The sequence below is a fragment of the Trinickia sp. NRRL B-1857 genome, assembly GCF_050470685.1.
In the GTDB taxonomy this organism is placed as follows: Bacteria; Pseudomonadota; Gammaproteobacteria; order Burkholderiales; family Burkholderiaceae; genus Trinickia.
The window spans coordinates 1,923,503-1,941,193 of sequence record NZ_JBFLUK010000001.1 but is presented as its reverse complement, the minus strand read 5'-3'; the positions used below and the strand labels follow the sequence as shown (position 1 = coordinate 1,941,193).

The window sequence follows — 17,691 nt, the reverse complement described above, 5'->3', positions numbered from 1 at the left end:
CTAGAGCGTGCGACGAGACTTAATCGATCATGGTCCACCCAGCGCGTAAGCCGCCCGAGCGCGAGACCCCCCAATTCGGGCTCGCGCATTGGGTGCCCGCCGTTTCGATGCTGCGTGGCTATCGGCGCGCTTGGTTCGCCAAAGATCTGTTCGCCGCGCTGGCGCTGACCGCGATGCTAGTGCCCGTCGGCATGAGCTATGCGGAAGCGGCCGGCTTACCGGTCATCACGGGGTTATACGCCTCGATCGCCGCGTTGATCGGCTATGCGATTTTCGGGCCGAGCCGCATTCTCGTCCTAGGCCCCGATTCGGCGCTCGCCGCCCTGATCGCGGCCACCGTGTTGCCGCTTTCTCCGATGGGTGCCGGTCACACCGTGGCGCTTGCGTCGATGCTGGCCATCATGGCGGGTGCCGTGTGCGCGCTCTTCGGCCTCATGAGACTCGGGTTCGTCTCCGATCTGCTTTCCGATCCGATACGGTATGGCTATCTCAACGGTATCGCCGTCACGTTGGCGGCTAGTCAATTGCCGACCCTGCTCGGGTATCCGGGCGGCGGCGATACGTTTCTCGGCGATCTATTCCATGCCTATCGCGCCGTGTTCTCCTGGCAGATCGACGTCGCCACCGCCGCGATCGGCGTGGCGTGCGTCGCAACGATTCTAGTGCTGCGCAGATATGCGCCGGCGCTGCCCGGAATATTCATCCTCGTATTCGTCATGGCAGCGGTCGCCGGCTGGTGGCTCCGACGCGAACACCAACTGGCCGTCCCTGTGATCGGCACGATCCCGTCCGGGTTGACGTTGCCGCATATCCCGCTCGTGTCCTGGCCTGAGATTCGGCGTCTATCGGGCGGTGCGGTCGCCATTGCGCTCGTCTCGTTCGCCGACATCAGCGTGTTATCGCGTGCGTTCGCTTCACGTACGGACCGCAACCCCGACCGCAATCAGGAACTCATCGCGCTCGGCGCGGCCAATCTTTTTGCGGGCTGTTTGCAGGGGTGCCCGGTAAGCAGCAGCGCATCGCGCACGCCCGTTGCGCAGGCCGCCGGTGCGCAAACGCAGATGACGGGCATTTTCGCCGCCGCATGCATCGCGGCGCTGTTGTTGTTCGCCCCAAGCCTATTGGCGCCCGTGCCGCATTCGGCGCTGGCGGCGGTCGTCATCTGTGCGTCGACCGCCGTCATGCAAGTGCGGAATGTGGCGCGTCTCTATCGGCGCAGACGCAGCGAATTCTCCGTATCGCTGTTATGTTTCGTCGGCGTCGTGCTGCTCGGCGTCGTGCAGGGCATCTTCATTTCGGTGGGGCTTGCGCTGCTCTCGTTCGTATGGCGCGCCTGGCATCCCTACGATGCGGTGCTCGGCCGCGTTCCCGGCGTGCGCGGCTATCACGACGTGACTCGCCATCCGAACGCGCGGCAATTGCCGGGGCTCGTGCTCTTTCGCTGGGATGCGCCGCTATTTTTTGCTAATGCAAACATCTTTGCCGACCATTTGCGGCGCGCGATCGCTCGATCGGCCGACGATGTGCAATGGGCGATCGTAGCGGCCGAACCCATTACGGATATCGACGTGACGGCGGCCGACGTGCTCGATCTTTTGCATGACGAATTGCACGCCGAGGGCATTCGACTGTGCTTTGCCGAGATGAAGGGGCCGGTGAAAGACCTTTTGCGTCAATACGGGCTGTATCAGAAATTCAGCGAAACCTCGCCGTTTTTTGCGACAGTCGGCGAAGCCGTCGAGCATTGTGTCGCATCGCGCGCGATTCGATGATCAAATACGCGTCGAGCCGAAATAATCCCGATATGCGATACGAATCGCCTGCCGCATTGCATCGATCTTAAGCGAAAGATAAGGCTGCTCAGGCAAGATCCATGCGTTCATTTCTCTTCCCAGGGGTAACAATGGCCGCCGTGGAACAATATCGTAGCGAGGCTTATGGGCGCGTCGCGCGCCTTCTTCATTGGTTGGTCGTCGTGCTGATCGCGGCGCAATTCGTCGTGGGATGGACCATGCCCGACGTGCACCGAGACACCCAGCCGGTCGGACTCATCGCCTGGCACTTGGCGATCGGCACGGCGTTGATCGTGGCCATGGCGTTGCGGATCGTCTGGCGGCTCACGCACCGCCCGCCCCCGGGCGAGCTGCCGCCGCTGCTGGATTTCGCTTCGCGGGCGACACACTTCCTACTCTATGCCGCGCTGGTCGCCGTGCCGCTGCTCGGCTGGGCCAATGCGTCCTCGCGCGGTTGGGCGTCGACGCTTTCCGGCGCGCTGCCGTTGCCGCCGATCGCGGCCACCGGCTCGAGCGTGGCGCATGCGATGGGCGACGTCCATGGCGTACTCGCTTGGGTGCTCTTTGCTTTGATCGCGATGCATATCGGTGCTGCGCTGTTCCACCGCTTCGTGCGCAAGGACAAGGTCCTCGAACGCATGACCTGGTGAGCCGCGCTTATCGAGCAACGGCACACTAAGCGTTAGCCTTTCCGGCATGGCTTGACGTGAGTCAAGCGTGCCGGGGCCGGCTCCAGCACAATGAAAGGCTGAAGGCGGGAGAGGACCAACGTGGCGACGCTCGCGATTTTGTTCGTCGTGGTGCTGCTGATCAATCTCATGCCGGCATTCGCGCCCCCCACATGGATGGCCATGTCGTGGATGGGTTTCAACGTGCCGGAGGGCAAGCCGTTCGTCTTCGCCTTGGTTGCAGCCGGCGCCGCGACCCTCGGTCGACTGATTTTAGCGACGTTCGCGCGCACCCTCGTGCGCGGGCACTTGATGCGCGAATCCGATCGCCAAAACATCGACGTGGCGAGAGCCTGGCTGGCGCAGCGCAAACGACTGACCGTCAGCGCATTTTTCTTGTACTCGCTGAGTCCTTTTCCATCGAACTATCTATTTATCGCCTATGGCCTATCGGGCTTGCCGCTCAGAAATATCGGAGCGGCATTCTTCGTGGGCCGGACCGCCAGCTATACGATCTGGGCCTATCTCGGTCGATTCGTTTCCGAGCGTATCGATCCGGAAACGCAGTTCGAAGGCGGGTACTTGAGCGCCTACTTCGTCATCACGCAATTGGTGCTGCTTTTGCTGGTCTATGCGATGACCAAGCTCGATTGGAAAGCGCTGGTCGACGAGCGCAAGCTAAGATGGCGACGTTCAATCAAGCCTGCCGGGCGCCCGGAGCATAACCGGGCCGCGCGCCGCTGAAGCGTCGACCGGGCCGATCCGACGCGCTAGGTGCCGTGCCAGATGGCGGGACGTGCCTCTTTATATACGCTCTAAATGAAGACTGAACCGCTCTTCGACGACACGGAAAACGACGAACACACGCCCGCCGAGCGCGCCGCGGCTGCCTCCCGCAGCACCTGGGTCAGCGTCGCCGTCAATCTGTGTCTGACCTTGGGACAGGTGTTGGCGGGAATCGTCTCGGGTTCTCAGGGCCTGATTGCGGACGGGATTCATTCGCTATCGGATCTCGTTGCCGACTTCGTCGTCCTTTTCGCCAGCCATCACAGCAGGAAGGGCGCCGACGAAGCGCACCCCTACGGCCATCAGCGTTTCGAAACGGCCGCGTCGCTCGCGCTCGGCGTAATCCTCGCCGCCGTCGGGGCGGGCATGCTGTGGGCGGCGCTGCGCAAACTCGGCGATCCGGCATCGGTTCAGCGTGTTCATATGGCTGCGCTGTGGGTCGCCGTCGCCGCGTTGATCGCGAAAGAATCGCTGTTTCGCTACATGCTTGCGGTGGCCAAACGCGTCAAGTCGAGCATGCTGGTGGCGAACGCGTGGCACGCTAGGTCGGATGCCGCCTCCTCGCTCGTCGTAGGGGTGGGCATCGTCGGCAATCTCGCGGGCTTTCCGATTCTCGACCCGATCGCGGCACTGATCGTCGGCTTGCTTGTGCTCAAGATGGGGTGGACCTTTGGTTCAGATGCGCTCCACGATTTGATGGATCGATCGGCCGACGAGCAGGAGGTGCACGCGATCCGGCAAACGCTGCTCGGCACACCCGGTGTCATCGGCGTGCACGATTTGCGTACGCGCAAAATGGGCGACATGATCGTCGCCGATGTGCATATCGAAGTCGATGCTGCCCTCTCTGTCGAAGCCGGGCACGACATCGCGGTGGCTGCGCGTCAGCATGTCTTGACGCGCCATCGTGTGCTGAACGTCATGACGCATGTGGACCCTCGCAGGCGCGGCGACAGCGGCGGTCTTGCGCCGGCCGGCGTTTAGCGAGCGGGCATGCGCTTAGTCGCGAAGCGGACTCATCCAGTCGACTTCGACCTTCAACCCGCCTAACTCGTCGGGGGCATCGAGTTCGAGTTGTTGAGATTGGCGGATCGGCCTCGGGGCGATGTCCGTGAGTACCTGTTTGGCGACGGCGCTGAGGTCGACCGCCGTCGTTTCGCCTGTTGTCGCGCCGGCTTCGAGCCGCAGCAGTCGGCCGCTGTCGAATTGGTGTGAGGAGAACGATGGTGGCGGTGATACTAGTATTCCCGCTGGCCTTGTTACGCGCGATACCTCCGAGAACAATGCACACACGTTCCTTAGTTCTCCGGGGTATTTCAAATGAAAAAAAATGTGAGGGGATTCGCGCTCTGCGTGGCATTGATGGCGGCAAGCAATGCGAGGGCGGACGGTTTTTCGATCGATAGCGTTCAACTGACGAACGGTTCGTTCGACAACGCTCAGGTCTCCGATCAGTTCGGCTGCCACGGCCGGAATACGTCGCCCTCGATCCGATGGTCGGGTGCGCCGAGCGGAACGCAAAGCTACCTGCTGACGATCCGCGACGAGGACGCACCGACCGGCTCGGGGTTCTGGCATTGGGTGGTGGCCGATATCCCGGCATCGGTGCATGCGATTGCGAGCGGGGCGGGGAGCGAGACATCTCCGTTGCCTGCCGGCGCGCTTGCGATCAAGAACGATCTCGGCAACGCCGGCTACCTTGGACCCTGCCCGCCGCAGGGGGAAACGCACCGCTACGTCGTTGCTGTGACGGCGTTGAAGGTCGCCAAGCTGCCGCTCGATGCGAACGCCACGCCGGCTGTCGTCGGGTTCGTCGCCCACTATCAGGCGCTCGGGCAAGCCACGACGATTGTCGCCATGAAGCGATAGCGCTTCGGGCCGCGCGCAAGCGGCGCGACTGGACACTCGCGGCGGCGATGGTACATTAGAGGCCCAAACTCGAAACATCGGGTGCGCCCTCGATGCGCCGCCCGACCAGCCATCGGCTCACGGGCCGCTGGCATTGTGTCCAGCAACGCACGTCCCGGACACAGGAGACAACCATGGACGTCCGGCAGCGCGATCACATCGAAACCGTGGTCCTAACGACCACCGGTCAGCCCCCGGTGGCCGCACGGATGCACGATGCCATCATCCAAAGCTCGTGGCACCGGTGCGTGCATCAATACGGCCTTGACCCGACCCGGATGCAGGAGGCGCGGATCGTTCCCGCGCAGCGCCTGCGCGAGCATCAGCAGCGCATCGACGATTTCGCTCGGATCGCCCGGTATGGCCTCGAAACGCTGTATAGCCAGGTGGCAGGGACCGGCTACGTCGTGTTGCTGACCGATGCCGACGGCGTTGCGGTGGATTATCTCGGCGACGAAGGCACGGACGCGGGATTGCGCCGCGCCGGCCTCTACCTCGGCGCCGAATGGAGCGAGAACGGGGCGGGCACCTGCGCCGTCGGTACCGCGCTGGCGACCGGCCATGCCTTGACCGTGCATCGCGCCGATCACTTCGATGCCACGCACATTCCTTTGACGTGCACCGCGGCGCCGCTCTTCGATTCGCACGGCCAGCTCCACGCGATTCTCGATATATCGGCGCTGAGTTCGCCGCTCGCGAAAGACAGCCAGATGTTCGCGCTATATCTCGTACGCACGTACGCGAACAGAATCGAGGACGCGTATTTCTTGCGGCGTCATCGGCGCGACTGGATCCTCAAGCTGAGCCCCGCGCCGGAATTCATCGACGTCAACCCGGAGTACCTGATCGCGCTTGATGCGAGCGGTCGTATCGTCGGCCACAATCGCCGCGCGCAGCAGATGTTGACGGCCGAAACCGGCTTGGACTCGGCGCTGCTCGGCACGCGATTCGACGCCTTGTTCGCGTTGGCGCCGGAGCAGTTGGGGCGCTTCGTTTATTCACGTCCGAGCGAAGAGCGCGTGGTGCGCCTGGCGAGGAGCGGCAAGCGCCTGTATTTGAGTGCGATGCCGCCGATGGTGCCGTTGCCCGTGAATACGGCGGACGAGGCGCAAGTATCGTTGCCGGCCGAACTGGCGGCGCTATCCGGCGGTGACGCCACGTTGCAGCGACAACTGCAATTGGCCGCGAAACTGGTGGATGCGCCCATCAATCTGCTCATCAACGGTGAGACGGGCAGCGGCAAGGAATACTTCGCGCGCGCATTGCATCGGGCAAGCGCGCGTCGCGGCGGCCCCTTCATCGCGGTCAATTGCGCTGCGATTCCCGAGACGCTGATCGAGAGCGAGCTGTTCGGCCACTTACCCAATAGCTTCTCGGGCGCGGGGCCCAAGGCCAAGCGCGGGTTGATCCAGGAAGCCGACGGCGGCACGTTGTTCCTCGACGAGATCGGCGACATGCCGAGAGAGTTGCAGTCGCGCTTGCTTCGCGTGCTCGCCGAGGGCGAAGTACTCGCGATCGGCGCCTCGCGTCCCGTGCCGGTCGACGTGAGGGTGATATCGGCGACGCATCACCCGCTCGATGAGCTGATTGCCGGCGGACGCTTCCGCGAGGACCTGTATTACCGGCTGAACGGTGCGCGGCTCGTGCTGCCTGCGCTGCGCGATCGCAGCGATCTCGATTGGTTGGTCGATAAGTTTCTCGCCGCGCGCGAGGGGGCGCCGGGCTATACGGTTTCGGAATCGGCACGCGTGCACCTACGTCGTCACCGTTGGCCCGGCAACCTGCGCGAACTGCGCAACGCGCTTGAATACGCACGCGCCGTCTGCAACGATCGGCGCATCGAAGCGAGCGATTTGCCCGATGGGATCGGCGAATCCAACAATGAGGGCATCGACGAACTCGCGGCGCCTAGCACCGCCGTCGAGGCTGCGATGGCCGCCTTCGCAGAACCGAAGACGCTCGAAGCCGAACGCGCGCTGCTGACGCAGCAATTGCGTATCCATGGCTGGAACCTAAGCGCCGTCGCACGCGAGCTGGGGATCAGCCGCATGACGTTGTACCGTCGCATGGCGCGCCACGGCATCCAATCGCCGAATCGCAGCGACGCCGTCTCGGCCCGATCGGCCGGCGCGGACGACACGCAACATTAGCCCCCTAAACAGCGACGCGCGCGCCGTCTCCGGCGACCGATACGCCTGTCAATCGCGATACAGCTGATGCTGTGACACCTGTCACGCCCGCTGCTCGAAATCGCCCATTTCGCCGATGCTTTTTTCGGGGTAATCCCGAAGATTTCCGATCTCCAGCAACGGGATTGCGGTTGGCATACCTGTTGCAATTAAGCCTGTCGAGATAAATACATTAGGAGACAGGCATGCGCGAACCTTCACCGGTTCGTCCGCCGGCGGTCGGCATCATTGCCAATCCGGTTTCGGCTCGCGACATTCGCCGCGTCGTGGCGAATGCGAACAGTCTGCAACTGGCCGACCGCGTCAATATCGTGCTGCGCGCGATGGCCGCCCTCGGCGCATGCGGCGTGACGCGCGTGCTGATGATGCCGGACCGCGAAGGCTTGAAGCCGATGCTCGAACGTCATCTGATGCGCGAGCGCGCGGCGTCGACAGGCAATCAGACGTGGCCCCAACTGGAATGGCTCGCGATGCCCGCGACGGGCCGCGTCGACGATACCTTTTTCGCCGCGCGCCTGCTGCGCGAGGCGGCCGTGGCGGCCATCGTCGTACTCGGCGGCGACGGAACGCATCGCGCCGTCGTACGCGAATGCGGACAGGTGCCGATCGCCGGCTTGTCGACCGGTACCAACAACGCTTATCCCGAACTGCGCGAAGCCACGTTGGCAGGACTCGCGGTGGGGCTCTATGCCATGGGCCGCATCGCGCCCGATACCGCGCTCGTCTACAACAAACGGCTCGATGTGACGCTCGATGCGCGCGACGGTGCGCGTCGCCACGACATCGCGCTCGTCGATGTCGCCATCGCCAACGAGCATTACATCGGCGCGAAAGCGTTATGGCGGACCGATTCTTTGGCCGCCGTCTATATGGCCTTTGCCGATCCCGAGGCCATCGGTTTGTCGGCCATCGGCGGCATGCTCGACCCGGTCGGACGTCGTGAGCCCGGGGGGCTATGTGTGCAGGTAGCGCCGCTCGAGCCGCGTGCGCCGCATACCGAGCTCGCCGATCCGCTGTTTCATTTGCATGCGCCGATCGCACCGGGCCTGCTTCAACCGGTGCCCGTCTACGGCTGGCATCGGCTAGCCGACGGCGAGCCCGCACCGGTGCGCCAACGCGCCGGCGTCATGGCCTTGGACGGCGAACGCGAAATCACGTTCGGTCCCGACGATCGATTGACCGTCACGCTGCGCGAGCGCGCCTTTCGTTCGATCGCGGTGGCCGATTGTCTTCGCTACGCCGCCGCGCACGGTTTGTTGCGCGCTCAACGACAACCGGCGTCCGGCCCCGGCGTGCCGTCCCTCCCAATTCTCTTGCACCCCTGAAACAACACTCATCAAAGGAGACACGCATGACAGCGAAACCTACAGCCCTACCGCTGGGGCGTACAGAACTGCTCGACTGCTATCGCAGGATGCGCACCATCCGCGATTTCGAGGAGCGGCTACATGTCGACTTCTCGCGCGGCGACATCCCCGGCTTCGTGCATTTGTATGCCGGCGAGGAAGCGGCCGGCGTCGGCATCTTGCATCACTTGCACGACGGCGACCGAATCGCCAGCACGCACCGCGGCCATGGCCATTGCATCGCCAAGGGCGTGGATGTGATCGGCATGATGAAGGAGATCTACGGCAAGACCGGCGGCTCGTGCAACGGCAAGGGTGGATCTATGCATATCGCCGATCTCTCGAAAGGGATGATGGGCGCGAACGGCATTCTCGGCGCGGGCGCGCCGTTGATCTGCGGCGCTGCGCTTGCCGCGAAGTTTCGCGGCAAAGGCGAGGTCGGGATCACGTTCGCCGGCGACGGCGCCTCCAACCAAGGAACGTTTCTCGAAAGCCTGAACCTCGCGGCGGTCTGGAATCTGCCCGTCATCTTCGTCATCGAAAACAACGGCTACGCCGAGGCGACCGCGCGCGAGTACGGCACCGCCGTCGATAGCTATGTCGATCGCGCCGCCGGCTTCGGGATTCCGGGCGTGACGGTGGACGGTACCGACTTTTTCGCGGTGCACGAGGCGGCGGGCGAAGTGATTCGGCGCGCTCGCGAGGGCGGCGGCCCGTCGCTGCTCGAATGCAAGATGGTGCGCTTTTACGGCCACTTCGAAGGCGACGCGCAAACGTACCGAGCGCCGGGCGAGCTCGACGAGATTCGCGCCCATCGCGACTGCCTGAAGATTTTCGCATCGCGCGTGACCGAGTCGGGCGTGCTCACGCGGGGCGAACTCGACGATATCGACCACGAAGTCGCCGCGCTGATCGAGCGCGCCGTGCAAGAAGCGAAGGCGGCCGAACATCCGAGGCCTGCCGATCTGCTGACCGACGTCTACGTGAAGTACTGAACAGCGAACCCGACGAAACAAAGGAAATACGCATCATGGCCCGCAAACTCAGCATGAAGCTGGCGATCAACGAAGCGATCGACCAGGAAATGACGCGCGACCCGAGTGTGATCATGCTCGGCGAAGACATTGTCGGCGGTGCCGGCGCCGAGGGCGAGAAAGACGCCTGGGGCGGCGTGCTCGGCGTGACCAAGGGTCTTTACGCGAAACACGGCGATCGTTTGCTCGATACGCCGCTCAGCGAAAGCGCTTACGTCGGTGCCGCGATCGGCGCCGCCGCGTGCGGCATGCGCCCGATTGCCGAACTGATGTTCATCGATTTCATGGGCGTGTGCTTCGACCAGATCTTCAATCAGGCGGCGAAGTTTCGCTATATGTTCGGCGGCAAGGCCGAGACGCCCGTCGTCATCCGTTGCATGGTCGGCGCCGGCTTTCGCGCGGCCGCGCAGCACTCGCAGATGCTGACGCCGCTGTTCACGCATATCCCCGGATTGAAGGTGGTATGCCCGAGCACGCCATACGACACCAAGGGGCTCTTGATCCAATCGATCCGCGACAACGACCCGGTGATCTTCTGCGAGCACAAGAACCTCTATGGATTCGAGGGCGACGTGCCGGAGAGCTCGTATGCGATTCCGTTCGGCGAGGCGAATGTCGTGCGTGACGGCAAGCACGTGTCGATCGTGACGTACGGGCTCATGGTGCACCGTGCGCTCGAAGCCGCCACGCAGCTTGCCAAGGAAGGCATCGAAGCCGAGGTGATCGATTTGCGTACGTTGTCGCCGCTCGATATCGACACCGTACTCGAATCGGTGGAGAACACGGGCCATCTCGTCGTGGTCGACGAGGCTAGTCCGCGCTGCAACATCGCAACCGATATTTCCGCGCAAGTGGCGCAGCGCATTTTCGGGGCGCTTAAGGGGCCGATCGAAATGGTCGCGCCGCCCCATGTGCCGGTGCCGTTCTCGCCGACACTCGAGGATCTCTACATTCCGAGCAGCGCGCAGATCGCCGAGGCGGCGCGCCGGACGTTGGGCAAGGGAGGGAAGCACTGATGGCCGCACAGATCATCCCTATCGTCATGCCCAAGTGGGGTTTGGAGATGCGCGAAGGCACCGTGCAGGATTGGCTCGTGACCGAAGGCCAGCGTATCGACGTGGGCGAGGCGCTGGTGGACGTGGAGACCGACAAGATCTCCAATGCCGTCGAGGCCACGGATACAGGGCTTTTGCGCCGGATCGTCGCGCAAAGCGGCGAGACGCTGCCCGTGAAAGCCTTGCTCGGCGTCCTCGCGGATAGCGAAGTAAGCGATGCCCAAATCGAAGCCTACATTGCCGCCTACGAGGTGCCCGCCATCGCGGACGACGATGAAGAGTCGGGACCGTCGTTCGAATACGCGGACGTCGACGGCATTCGCGTTCGCTATGCAAGGCGCGGACCGGAGCAGGGCACGCCCGTGCTGTTCATTCACGGCTTCGGCGGCGATCTGAACAACTGGCTCTTCAACCTCGACGCGGTAGCCGAGAAGCACCCCGTCATCGCACTCGATCTTCCCGCGCACGGCCAGAGCCAAGCGAAGTTGCCCGGTGCGTCCGTCGCGGCATTGGCCGAGTTCGTGCTGAAGTTCCTGCACGCTGCCGAGGTGACGGGGCCCGCTCATTTGGTGGGCCATTCGATGGGTGGCGCGATCGCGATTCAAATGGCGGTGAGCGCACCGGCGCGCGTGGCGAGTTTGGCACTCGTGAGTCCGGCCGGCCTCGATACGGGAATCAACGGCGGCTATACCGACGGCTTCGTGCAAGCGCAATCGCGACGCGAGCTGAAACCCGTGCTCGAGCAGCTGTTTGCCGATCCCGAATTGGTGAGCCGCCAGATGGTCGACGACATGCTCAAGTTCAAGCGAATGGACGGTGTCGAACCGTTGCTCGCCGAACTCGGTGCCGCGCTGTTCGGCGGCGGTAGGCAGTCGGCGGTGTTAGCCGGCGAGCTTGCGGCGTTGGATAAGCCCGTGCTCGTGTTCTGGGGTAACGAGGACCGGGTGATTCCGGCCGAGCAAGCGGCCCATGCGCCGCCGCATGCGAAGGTGATTCGATTCGACGCGACGGGACATATGGCGATGCTCGAAAAAGCCAGCGAAGTGAACGCCGCATTGCAGCGCCATCTATCCGGCGGTTGATGCCTCGAGGCCCGGCCGCAACGACGCGGCTGGGCTTCGGTCTCTCTTTGTCGATCCAATCGGTTTGCGCGTTGTGCAGCCGTGCCGGCGCGCAACCATAACTTTTGTGGAGACACCTCATGACTTCATCGACCGTCACTCGGCACGACACCATGCGCGCGGCCGTCTGGCACGGCCGTCACGACATTCGCGTCGAAACCGTGCCGCTGCCCGATGCGCCGCCCGAGGGCTGGGTACAGATTCGCGTGCATTGGTGCGGCATTTGCGGTTCGGATCTGCATGAGTATCTGGCGGGACCGGTTTTCATTCCCGTCGATACGCCACACCCGCTGACGGGCATTCAAGGCCAATGCATCCTCGGCCACGAGTTCTGCGGCGAGATCGCGGCGTTGGGAGCGGGCGTGCAAGGCTTCGCCGTGGGCGAGCGAGTAGCCGCCGACGCCTGTCAGCACTGCGGCCACTGTTACTACTGCACGCACGGGATATACAACATTTGCGAGAACTTGGCGTTTACGGGCCTCATGAATAACGGTGCGTTTGCCGAGCTCGTCAACGTACCGGCCAACTTGCTCTATAAGCTGCCCGATAACTTTCCGACGGAGGCGGGCGCGTTGATCGAGCCGTTGGCCGTCGGCATGCATGCCGTGAAGAAGGCGGGTAACCTGTTGGGGCAGCATGTGGTCGTGGTCGGCGCGGGCACGATCGGTCTATGCACCATCGCGTGCGCACGCGCGGCCGGGGCTGCGCAGGTGATTGCGCTGGAGATGTCGGCTGCCCGCACGGCGCGCGCGCAGGCGGTCGGTGCGAGCCACGTGATCGATCCGTCGGCTTGCGATGCGTTGGCGGAGATACGTCGCTTGACCGGTGGCCTCGGCGCCGACGTGAGCTTCGAATGCATCGGCCACAAGGACACGGCGAAGCTCGCGATCGATACGATCCGCAAGGCCGGTACTTGTGTGATGGTCGGCATCTTCGAGGAGCCGAGCAGTTTCAATTTCTTCGACCTTGTCTCGACCGAGAAACATGTGATCGGCTCGCTCGCCTACAACGGAGAGTTCGCCGACGTGATCGCTTTCATCGCCGACGGCCGCATCGACGTGACCCCGTTCATCACCGGCCGGATTCAGTTGGAGGACATCGTGGACAAAGGCTTCGAACAGTTGGTCCATCACAAGGAAAACAACGTGAAGATCATTGTGTCGCCGGCCGAGTTGGCGACCGTCTAAGCGTCGGTGAGGACGTCTATCGCTTCAGTGTCTATGCCATTCGATCTCGTCGATTTTGCGAGCGGTTCGGACGATCCGCTCGCCGCGGAGCAGGCGTTGATGTCGCTGGCGGCGGAGGGAAGGCGCGTGGCGCATCTTTGGGTGGCGCAGCGCTCGCTCGTCGTGCCGCGCAGCTATCAGCGCTTCGCGGCGCTCGAGGATGCGCGGGCGGAATTTGCGCGGGGAGGGTGCCCGGTCTTTTTACGCATGTCGGGCGGCGGCTTGGTGCCGCAGGGCCCGGGCATTCTGAATTTGAGCTTGGCCTATCAAGTGCGAGGCACGGTGGGCGAGATGTCCGAGCCGGTCTATCGACATCTTTGCGAACTATTGCGCGACGCGCTCGGCTCGCTGGGGCTGGAGACGCATTGGCAGGCGGTGGAAGGCTCGTTTTGCGACGGCCGTTTCAACTTGGCCTGGGGGCCGCCGGATGATGCGCGCAAGATCGCCGGCACCGCACAGTATTGGCGTCGTCTGGAGGCCGGGTCGGATCCGGGGGCATCGCCGCTGCATGTCGTATTGGCACATGCGGTGTTGCTCGTTAGTGCCGACCCGGAGGAAATCAATCGGCGTGCGAATGCCTTCGAGGACGCGATCGGTAGCGGAAAGCACTACCTCGCCGGGCGAGTGATCAGCGTACAGCAGGCGCTTTGCGCGGCGGGGCAGGGGCTCGAGCCGGCCGATCGGCTCGATGCTCGGGTGATGGCGGCGCTGCGTTCATGCTTAGCGTAGACGGATTCGGAAGGATAGCCGGCACCCCCCCTCCGGGAAGGGGGCCCTGCCGGTCAGAACCGATACCCGAGGCGCACGCTGCCTTGCTGCACCGACGCGTGCGTGGTGTTGAACACCGTGTCGTAGCTCAGCGCGACATCGAGGCTCTTGAGCGGATGCATCGTCACGCTGACACCCGAGGTCAGATATCCGCGCGGCAGCGCCGTCCCGGTTGCATTGAACGGCGTACCGTCCTGCGAGGTCACGCTGACGGCTCGATTCGCATCGAGCAGTTCATGCGCATAGCCGACGCGTAGTTCCACGTTCACGGGCCTCAGCGCATCGCCGAAGGCGCGGTCGAGCGAGAGTTGCGCATACGGCTGAAGGCTGCGCACGTTGTCCGTGCCGACCTGCAAATTCTGGCCGCCGGCACCGTTTTCGCCGAAGCTATCGGCGTGGAAGTACGCGTAGCGCAAACCGATTCGAGGCGTCACCGTTACGCTGCCGAACGTCATCGGCAGGCTCGCCTGGGTACCGAAGTTGAACTCCTGTCCCATGTGATCGCCCTCGGCTGTGCCTTCCGTTCCGAACGGACGCTTGAGCGAGAGGAAATCCAGCCCGGCGCCGAAGGTTGCCGCGAGATTGACCGGCCCGAGCTTGCGCGCGCCGTATAGCGCGGCACGAACTGCGTCGATGGTCCCCGAATCGCCCGTCATTTGCTCGGCGGTCGCCGTGTGATCGTATCCCGCTGCCACACCCACGGCGTAATCGCCGAGCTTCGTATCTAGGCCCGCGAGGAACCCGTAGCGATCCGATTGGAAGCCCGGCGCACCGTTTGTGCCGCCCACTTTGGTGTGACTTCCTGTGGCCGTGACCCAGCCGGCCGGTGCGCCTTGCGTTGCCGTGGAGCCGTTGCCGAGCCGGTCGAGCAGCGCGGCATCTTGCGACTGTGCCCCGGCGATTGCGGCGGTGCCGAGCGCCGTGTAAATCGTCGTATCCGTCGGCGCCACGGTCACCGTCGTCGTACCGGTCGGCGTCGCCGCTGCGTTCAACGCTAGCAACACCGAATCGGCGCTATACGAGACTGTAGGTGTCAGCGTGCCGAGAGCCGCCGTACCGGTATTCGTGACGCTCGCGAACGTACCGCTTACGCTATGGGCCGAAACCAACGTGTATTGCTTTGCGGAGTACGTGCCCGGATCGTAGGCGATCGCGAGCACACCGTTCAGCGTGGCGTTGCCGTTGACCTTCAACTGCGAGGCTGCCGTCGGGCTCACCTCGATCGACAATGCCGCGGTACGGGCTTGGGCATAGTTGCCAGCGACCGCGAGCGTTCCGATAGAACCGCCCGGCATGACTGTGCCGTTGTTGGTGACGTCGCCGGCTACCGTGCCGTGGCCGCGCAGCGTACCGAGCGCATCGACTGCCACGTTACCGCCCAGCACAGCGCCCGGCGTGCCGATGTCGCCCACTTCGAGTAAGCCGCCGGCTACTTCGGTGGTGCCCGTAAAGGCGGCGCTATTGCCGTTGAGAATGAGCGTGCCGGTGCCTTGTTTGACGAACGAACCCGTGCCGGCGATGGTGCCGGAGAACGTCGTCGAATCGCTTCCCCCGACGCTTAGCCGCTGCGTGCCGAGGCTCACCGCGCCGCTTCCCGAAAGATTCGCGATTTGCGAGCCGCCCGCCGTGCCGGAGATATCGAGCACGCCGTTATCGAGCACCGCGCTCGACTGAGCGATGCTGCCGGTCCCTGCGAGGGCTAGCGTCGAGCCGGCGGCAACTGTGGTGGCGCCGGTATACGTGCTCGTGCCGGTCAGTGTTTGCGTTCCGCTCGTCAGCGTGAGGCCGCCTGCGCCGGCGATGACGCCGGCGAACGTGCCGTTCGTTCCCGCGAGGGACAATCCCGCCGTCCCGACCGAAACCGTGCCCGAGCCGGATAGGTTGCCCACGGAGCCGGAGACCTCGAGCGTGCCGTTATCGACGACGTTGCCGATTGCGATATTGTTTGCGCTGGTTAGGACCAGCACCGCACCGCTGTCGATCAACGTGGTTCCGGTGTAGGTATTCACGTTGGTCAGCGTCTCGGTGCCGCCGGCCAAGGTCAGGCCGCCGGTTCCGGAGATGACGCCCGCGAACACCCCGTTCGCATTGGTCAGGGTAAGCGTCTGACCGCCAAGGTTCACGCTGCCGGTGCCGGACAGGCTTTTAATGGATGAGCCGCCCGTCGTCCCGGAGATATCGAACGTGCCGTTCGCCGTCACCCCCGCGGACTGCGCAACGCTACCGGACCCCGATAGGGCGAGCGTCGCACCCGTGCCGATTGCGGTGGCACCGGTGTAGGTGTGCGCACCGGTCAGCGTCAACGTCCCGGTGCCGCCTTGCGTCACGCTGCCGTTGCCCGAAATCGTGCCGCTATAACTTGAATTGGCCGATTGCCCGAAAATCAAAGCGCCGCCGTTCGCGATGTTGCCGGCCATCTGCGACGTGTCGCCCGTCAATTGCAGCGTGCCGCCGTTGATCGTCGTCGTGCCGGTGTAGGTATTGGCGCCTGCGAGCGTCAATGTGCCTGCGCCCGCTACCGTCACGGTGCCCGAGCCGGAGATCGTACCGGCTACAGTCAGGTTGCCGGTGCTGTTCAGGGTGAGCGCGGAAGTGGGCGTATCGAGCTTGATCGCGTTGCTCAGAGTCAGCCCCGAGCTCGCGGCACCGATGGTCGCATTGGTGCCGGGGGCTTGTAGTTCGATCGCCCCGAGCATCGTTTGCCCCGATACCAGCGTGAGCAAGTTGGTGCCGCCCATGAATTCGATCGCGTCGGTCCCGCCGCTGATCGTCCCGCTATTGGTGATCGTCAGGTTCGAGCCGGCGATCCCCAATTGGCCGCCATGGATCAGTCCCGAGTTCGTAATCGGGCCCACCGTCCCGAAGGACGACAGCACGCCGTCCCAGCCGCCGGTGATGGTTCCATCGTTCGTGACCGTGCCGATCGTCCATTGATTGAACAGACCGTACTCGCCGCCGGAGATCAACGCGTTGGCCTCGTTATGCATGGTTCCGATCGTGCCGCTATTGCCGGAAATGCCGAAGACGCCGGAGATACCGTAAGTGGTACCCGTGATCGTGCCGCTATTGGTCAGCGTGCCGATTTGACCGCTGTTGGCGATGCCTCGGTCGCCTGAAATTACGCCATCGTTAGTGAGCGAACCAAGGAAGCCCGAGTTGTCTACGCCGATAAAGTTGCCCGTGATGCTGCCGCCGCTACCGTTGAGCAGCGAAACGATCGTTCCGGCATTGTTGTAAATCCCGTATGCAGACGCGCCCGCAATGGTGCCCCCGCCTTCGTTGGACAATGTTCCGACCGTCCCGGTAACGCGAACGCCGTAAGACGTCCCCGAAATCACCCCGCTATTGGTTAGCGAGCCGCCCGTACCGGAACCGCTTGCGCCGACTCCCGTCGTTGCACCCGAAAGGACCCCGGTGTTCGTGACCACGATCGATGCGTTGCCCGTGTTGGCCCAGTCTACGCATGAGGTCGTCGACCCGTTCAGCGTCGTGTTGTTGAGGACCGTTAAGCACGCGGCCGAGAAGGCCGGCGCCGCATGCACTGCGAGCGCGAAAGCGGCGATCGATGCCGCGGCGAACGGTTGGCGGCGCAATGCGAATGGCCGCCGGTTCGCATGTGGCAAAGCAATTACGGATGAGCGTGCATCGATTTTTGTTTTCATGATGAGCCGTCGTAGCCAAGTCGTGCGTAACGGCTGGTTAACGGCAAGTTAAGCGAAAGCTTAATGAGTCGGCAGACAATAAATTTCGCAAACGTTTGCTGTTGCGCAATTTTGAGGATGCGAGAATGGGGCGAC

The 17,691-nt window shown here is 63.6% G+C and carries 13 protein-coding genes; 12 read left to right on the top strand and 1 reads right to left on the bottom strand.

Translation table 11 applies throughout. The features are described from left to right. The first annotated feature begins 29 nt into the window (after window positions 1–29). From AB1286_RS08655 to AB1286_RS08600, 12 genes are all read left to right on the top strand, one after another. Window positions 30–1,772 (top strand): SulP family inorganic anion transporter, encoded by a 1,743-nt coding sequence (locus tag AB1286_RS08655; RefSeq protein WP_430362881.1) that lies wholly within the window; start codon window positions 30–32, stop codon window positions 1,770–1,772. Window positions 1,773–1,903: 131 nt separating this feature from the next. After that, a complete protein-coding gene (locus AB1286_RS08650) occupies window positions 1,904–2,443 on the top strand; it encodes a cytochrome b (protein ID WP_430362880.1) in 540 nt (179 codons plus the stop codon). Window positions 2,444–2,563: 120 nt separating this feature from the next. Then, complete coding sequence (locus AB1286_RS08645) at window positions 2,564–3,205, top strand: hypothetical protein (protein ID WP_430362879.1); 642 nt, start codon at window positions 2,564–2,566, stop codon at window positions 3,203–3,205. Window positions 3,206–3,280: 75 nt separating this feature from the next. Then, window positions 3,281–4,231, top strand: a complete 951-nt coding sequence (locus tag AB1286_RS08640) for a cation diffusion facilitator family transporter (RefSeq protein WP_430362878.1) — start codon at window positions 3,281–3,283, stop codon at window positions 4,229–4,231. Between the two features lie 336 nt (window positions 4,232–4,567). Beyond that, entirely contained in the window at window positions 4,568–5,116 is a 549-nt protein-coding gene (locus tag AB1286_RS08635) for a YbhB/YbcL family Raf kinase inhibitor-like protein (protein WP_430362877.1), read from the top strand. A gap of 173 nt (window positions 5,117–5,289) precedes the next feature. Beyond that, window positions 5,290–7,305 (top strand): sigma-54-dependent Fis family transcriptional regulator, encoded by a 2,016-nt coding sequence (locus AB1286_RS08630; RefSeq protein WP_430362876.1) that lies wholly within the window; start codon window positions 5,290–5,292, stop codon window positions 7,303–7,305. 224 nt (window positions 7,306–7,529) lie between these two features. Next, a complete protein-coding gene (locus AB1286_RS08625; RefSeq protein ID WP_430362875.1) occupies window positions 7,530–8,669 on the top strand; it encodes an ATP-NAD kinase family protein in 1,140 nt (379 codons plus the stop codon). Window positions 8,670–8,695: 26 nt separating this feature from the next. Then, complete coding sequence (locus AB1286_RS08620; protein ID WP_430362874.1) at window positions 8,696–9,685, top strand: thiamine pyrophosphate-dependent dehydrogenase E1 component subunit alpha; 990 nt, start codon at window positions 8,696–8,698, stop codon at window positions 9,683–9,685. 35 nt (window positions 9,686–9,720) lie between these two features. Next, window positions 9,721–10,740, top strand: a complete 1,020-nt coding sequence (locus AB1286_RS08615) for an alpha-ketoacid dehydrogenase subunit beta (protein WP_430362873.1) — start codon at window positions 9,721–9,723, stop codon at window positions 10,738–10,740. Next, a complete protein-coding gene (locus tag AB1286_RS08610; RefSeq protein ID WP_430362872.1) occupies window positions 10,740–11,861 on the top strand; it encodes an acetoin dehydrogenase dihydrolipoyllysine-residue acetyltransferase subunit in 1,122 nt (373 codons plus the stop codon). Before AB1286_RS08615 ends, AB1286_RS08610 begins: the two co-directional genes overlap by 1 nt. 152 nt (window positions 11,862–12,013) lie before the next feature. After that, window positions 12,014–13,087, top strand: coding sequence for a 2,3-butanediol dehydrogenase (locus AB1286_RS08605; RefSeq protein WP_430365017.1), 1,074 nt, complete (start codon window positions 12,014–12,016; stop codon window positions 13,085–13,087). A gap of 33 nt (window positions 13,088–13,120) precedes the next feature. Further along, on the top strand, window positions 13,121–13,855 hold the full coding sequence (locus tag AB1286_RS08600; RefSeq protein WP_430362871.1) for a lipoyl protein ligase domain-containing protein: 735 nt from the start codon (window positions 13,121–13,123) through the stop codon (window positions 13,853–13,855). Window positions 13,856–13,908: 53 nt separating this feature from the next. Here the strand turns inward: AB1286_RS08600 and AB1286_RS08595 are convergent, their stop codons facing one another. Further along, window positions 13,909–17,556: an autotransporter domain-containing protein gene (locus tag AB1286_RS08595; protein WP_430362870.1), complete on the bottom strand. Its 3,648-nt coding sequence runs from the start codon at window positions 17,554–17,556 to the stop codon at window positions 13,909–13,911. Between the last annotated feature and the right edge of the window lie 135 nt (window positions 17,557–17,691).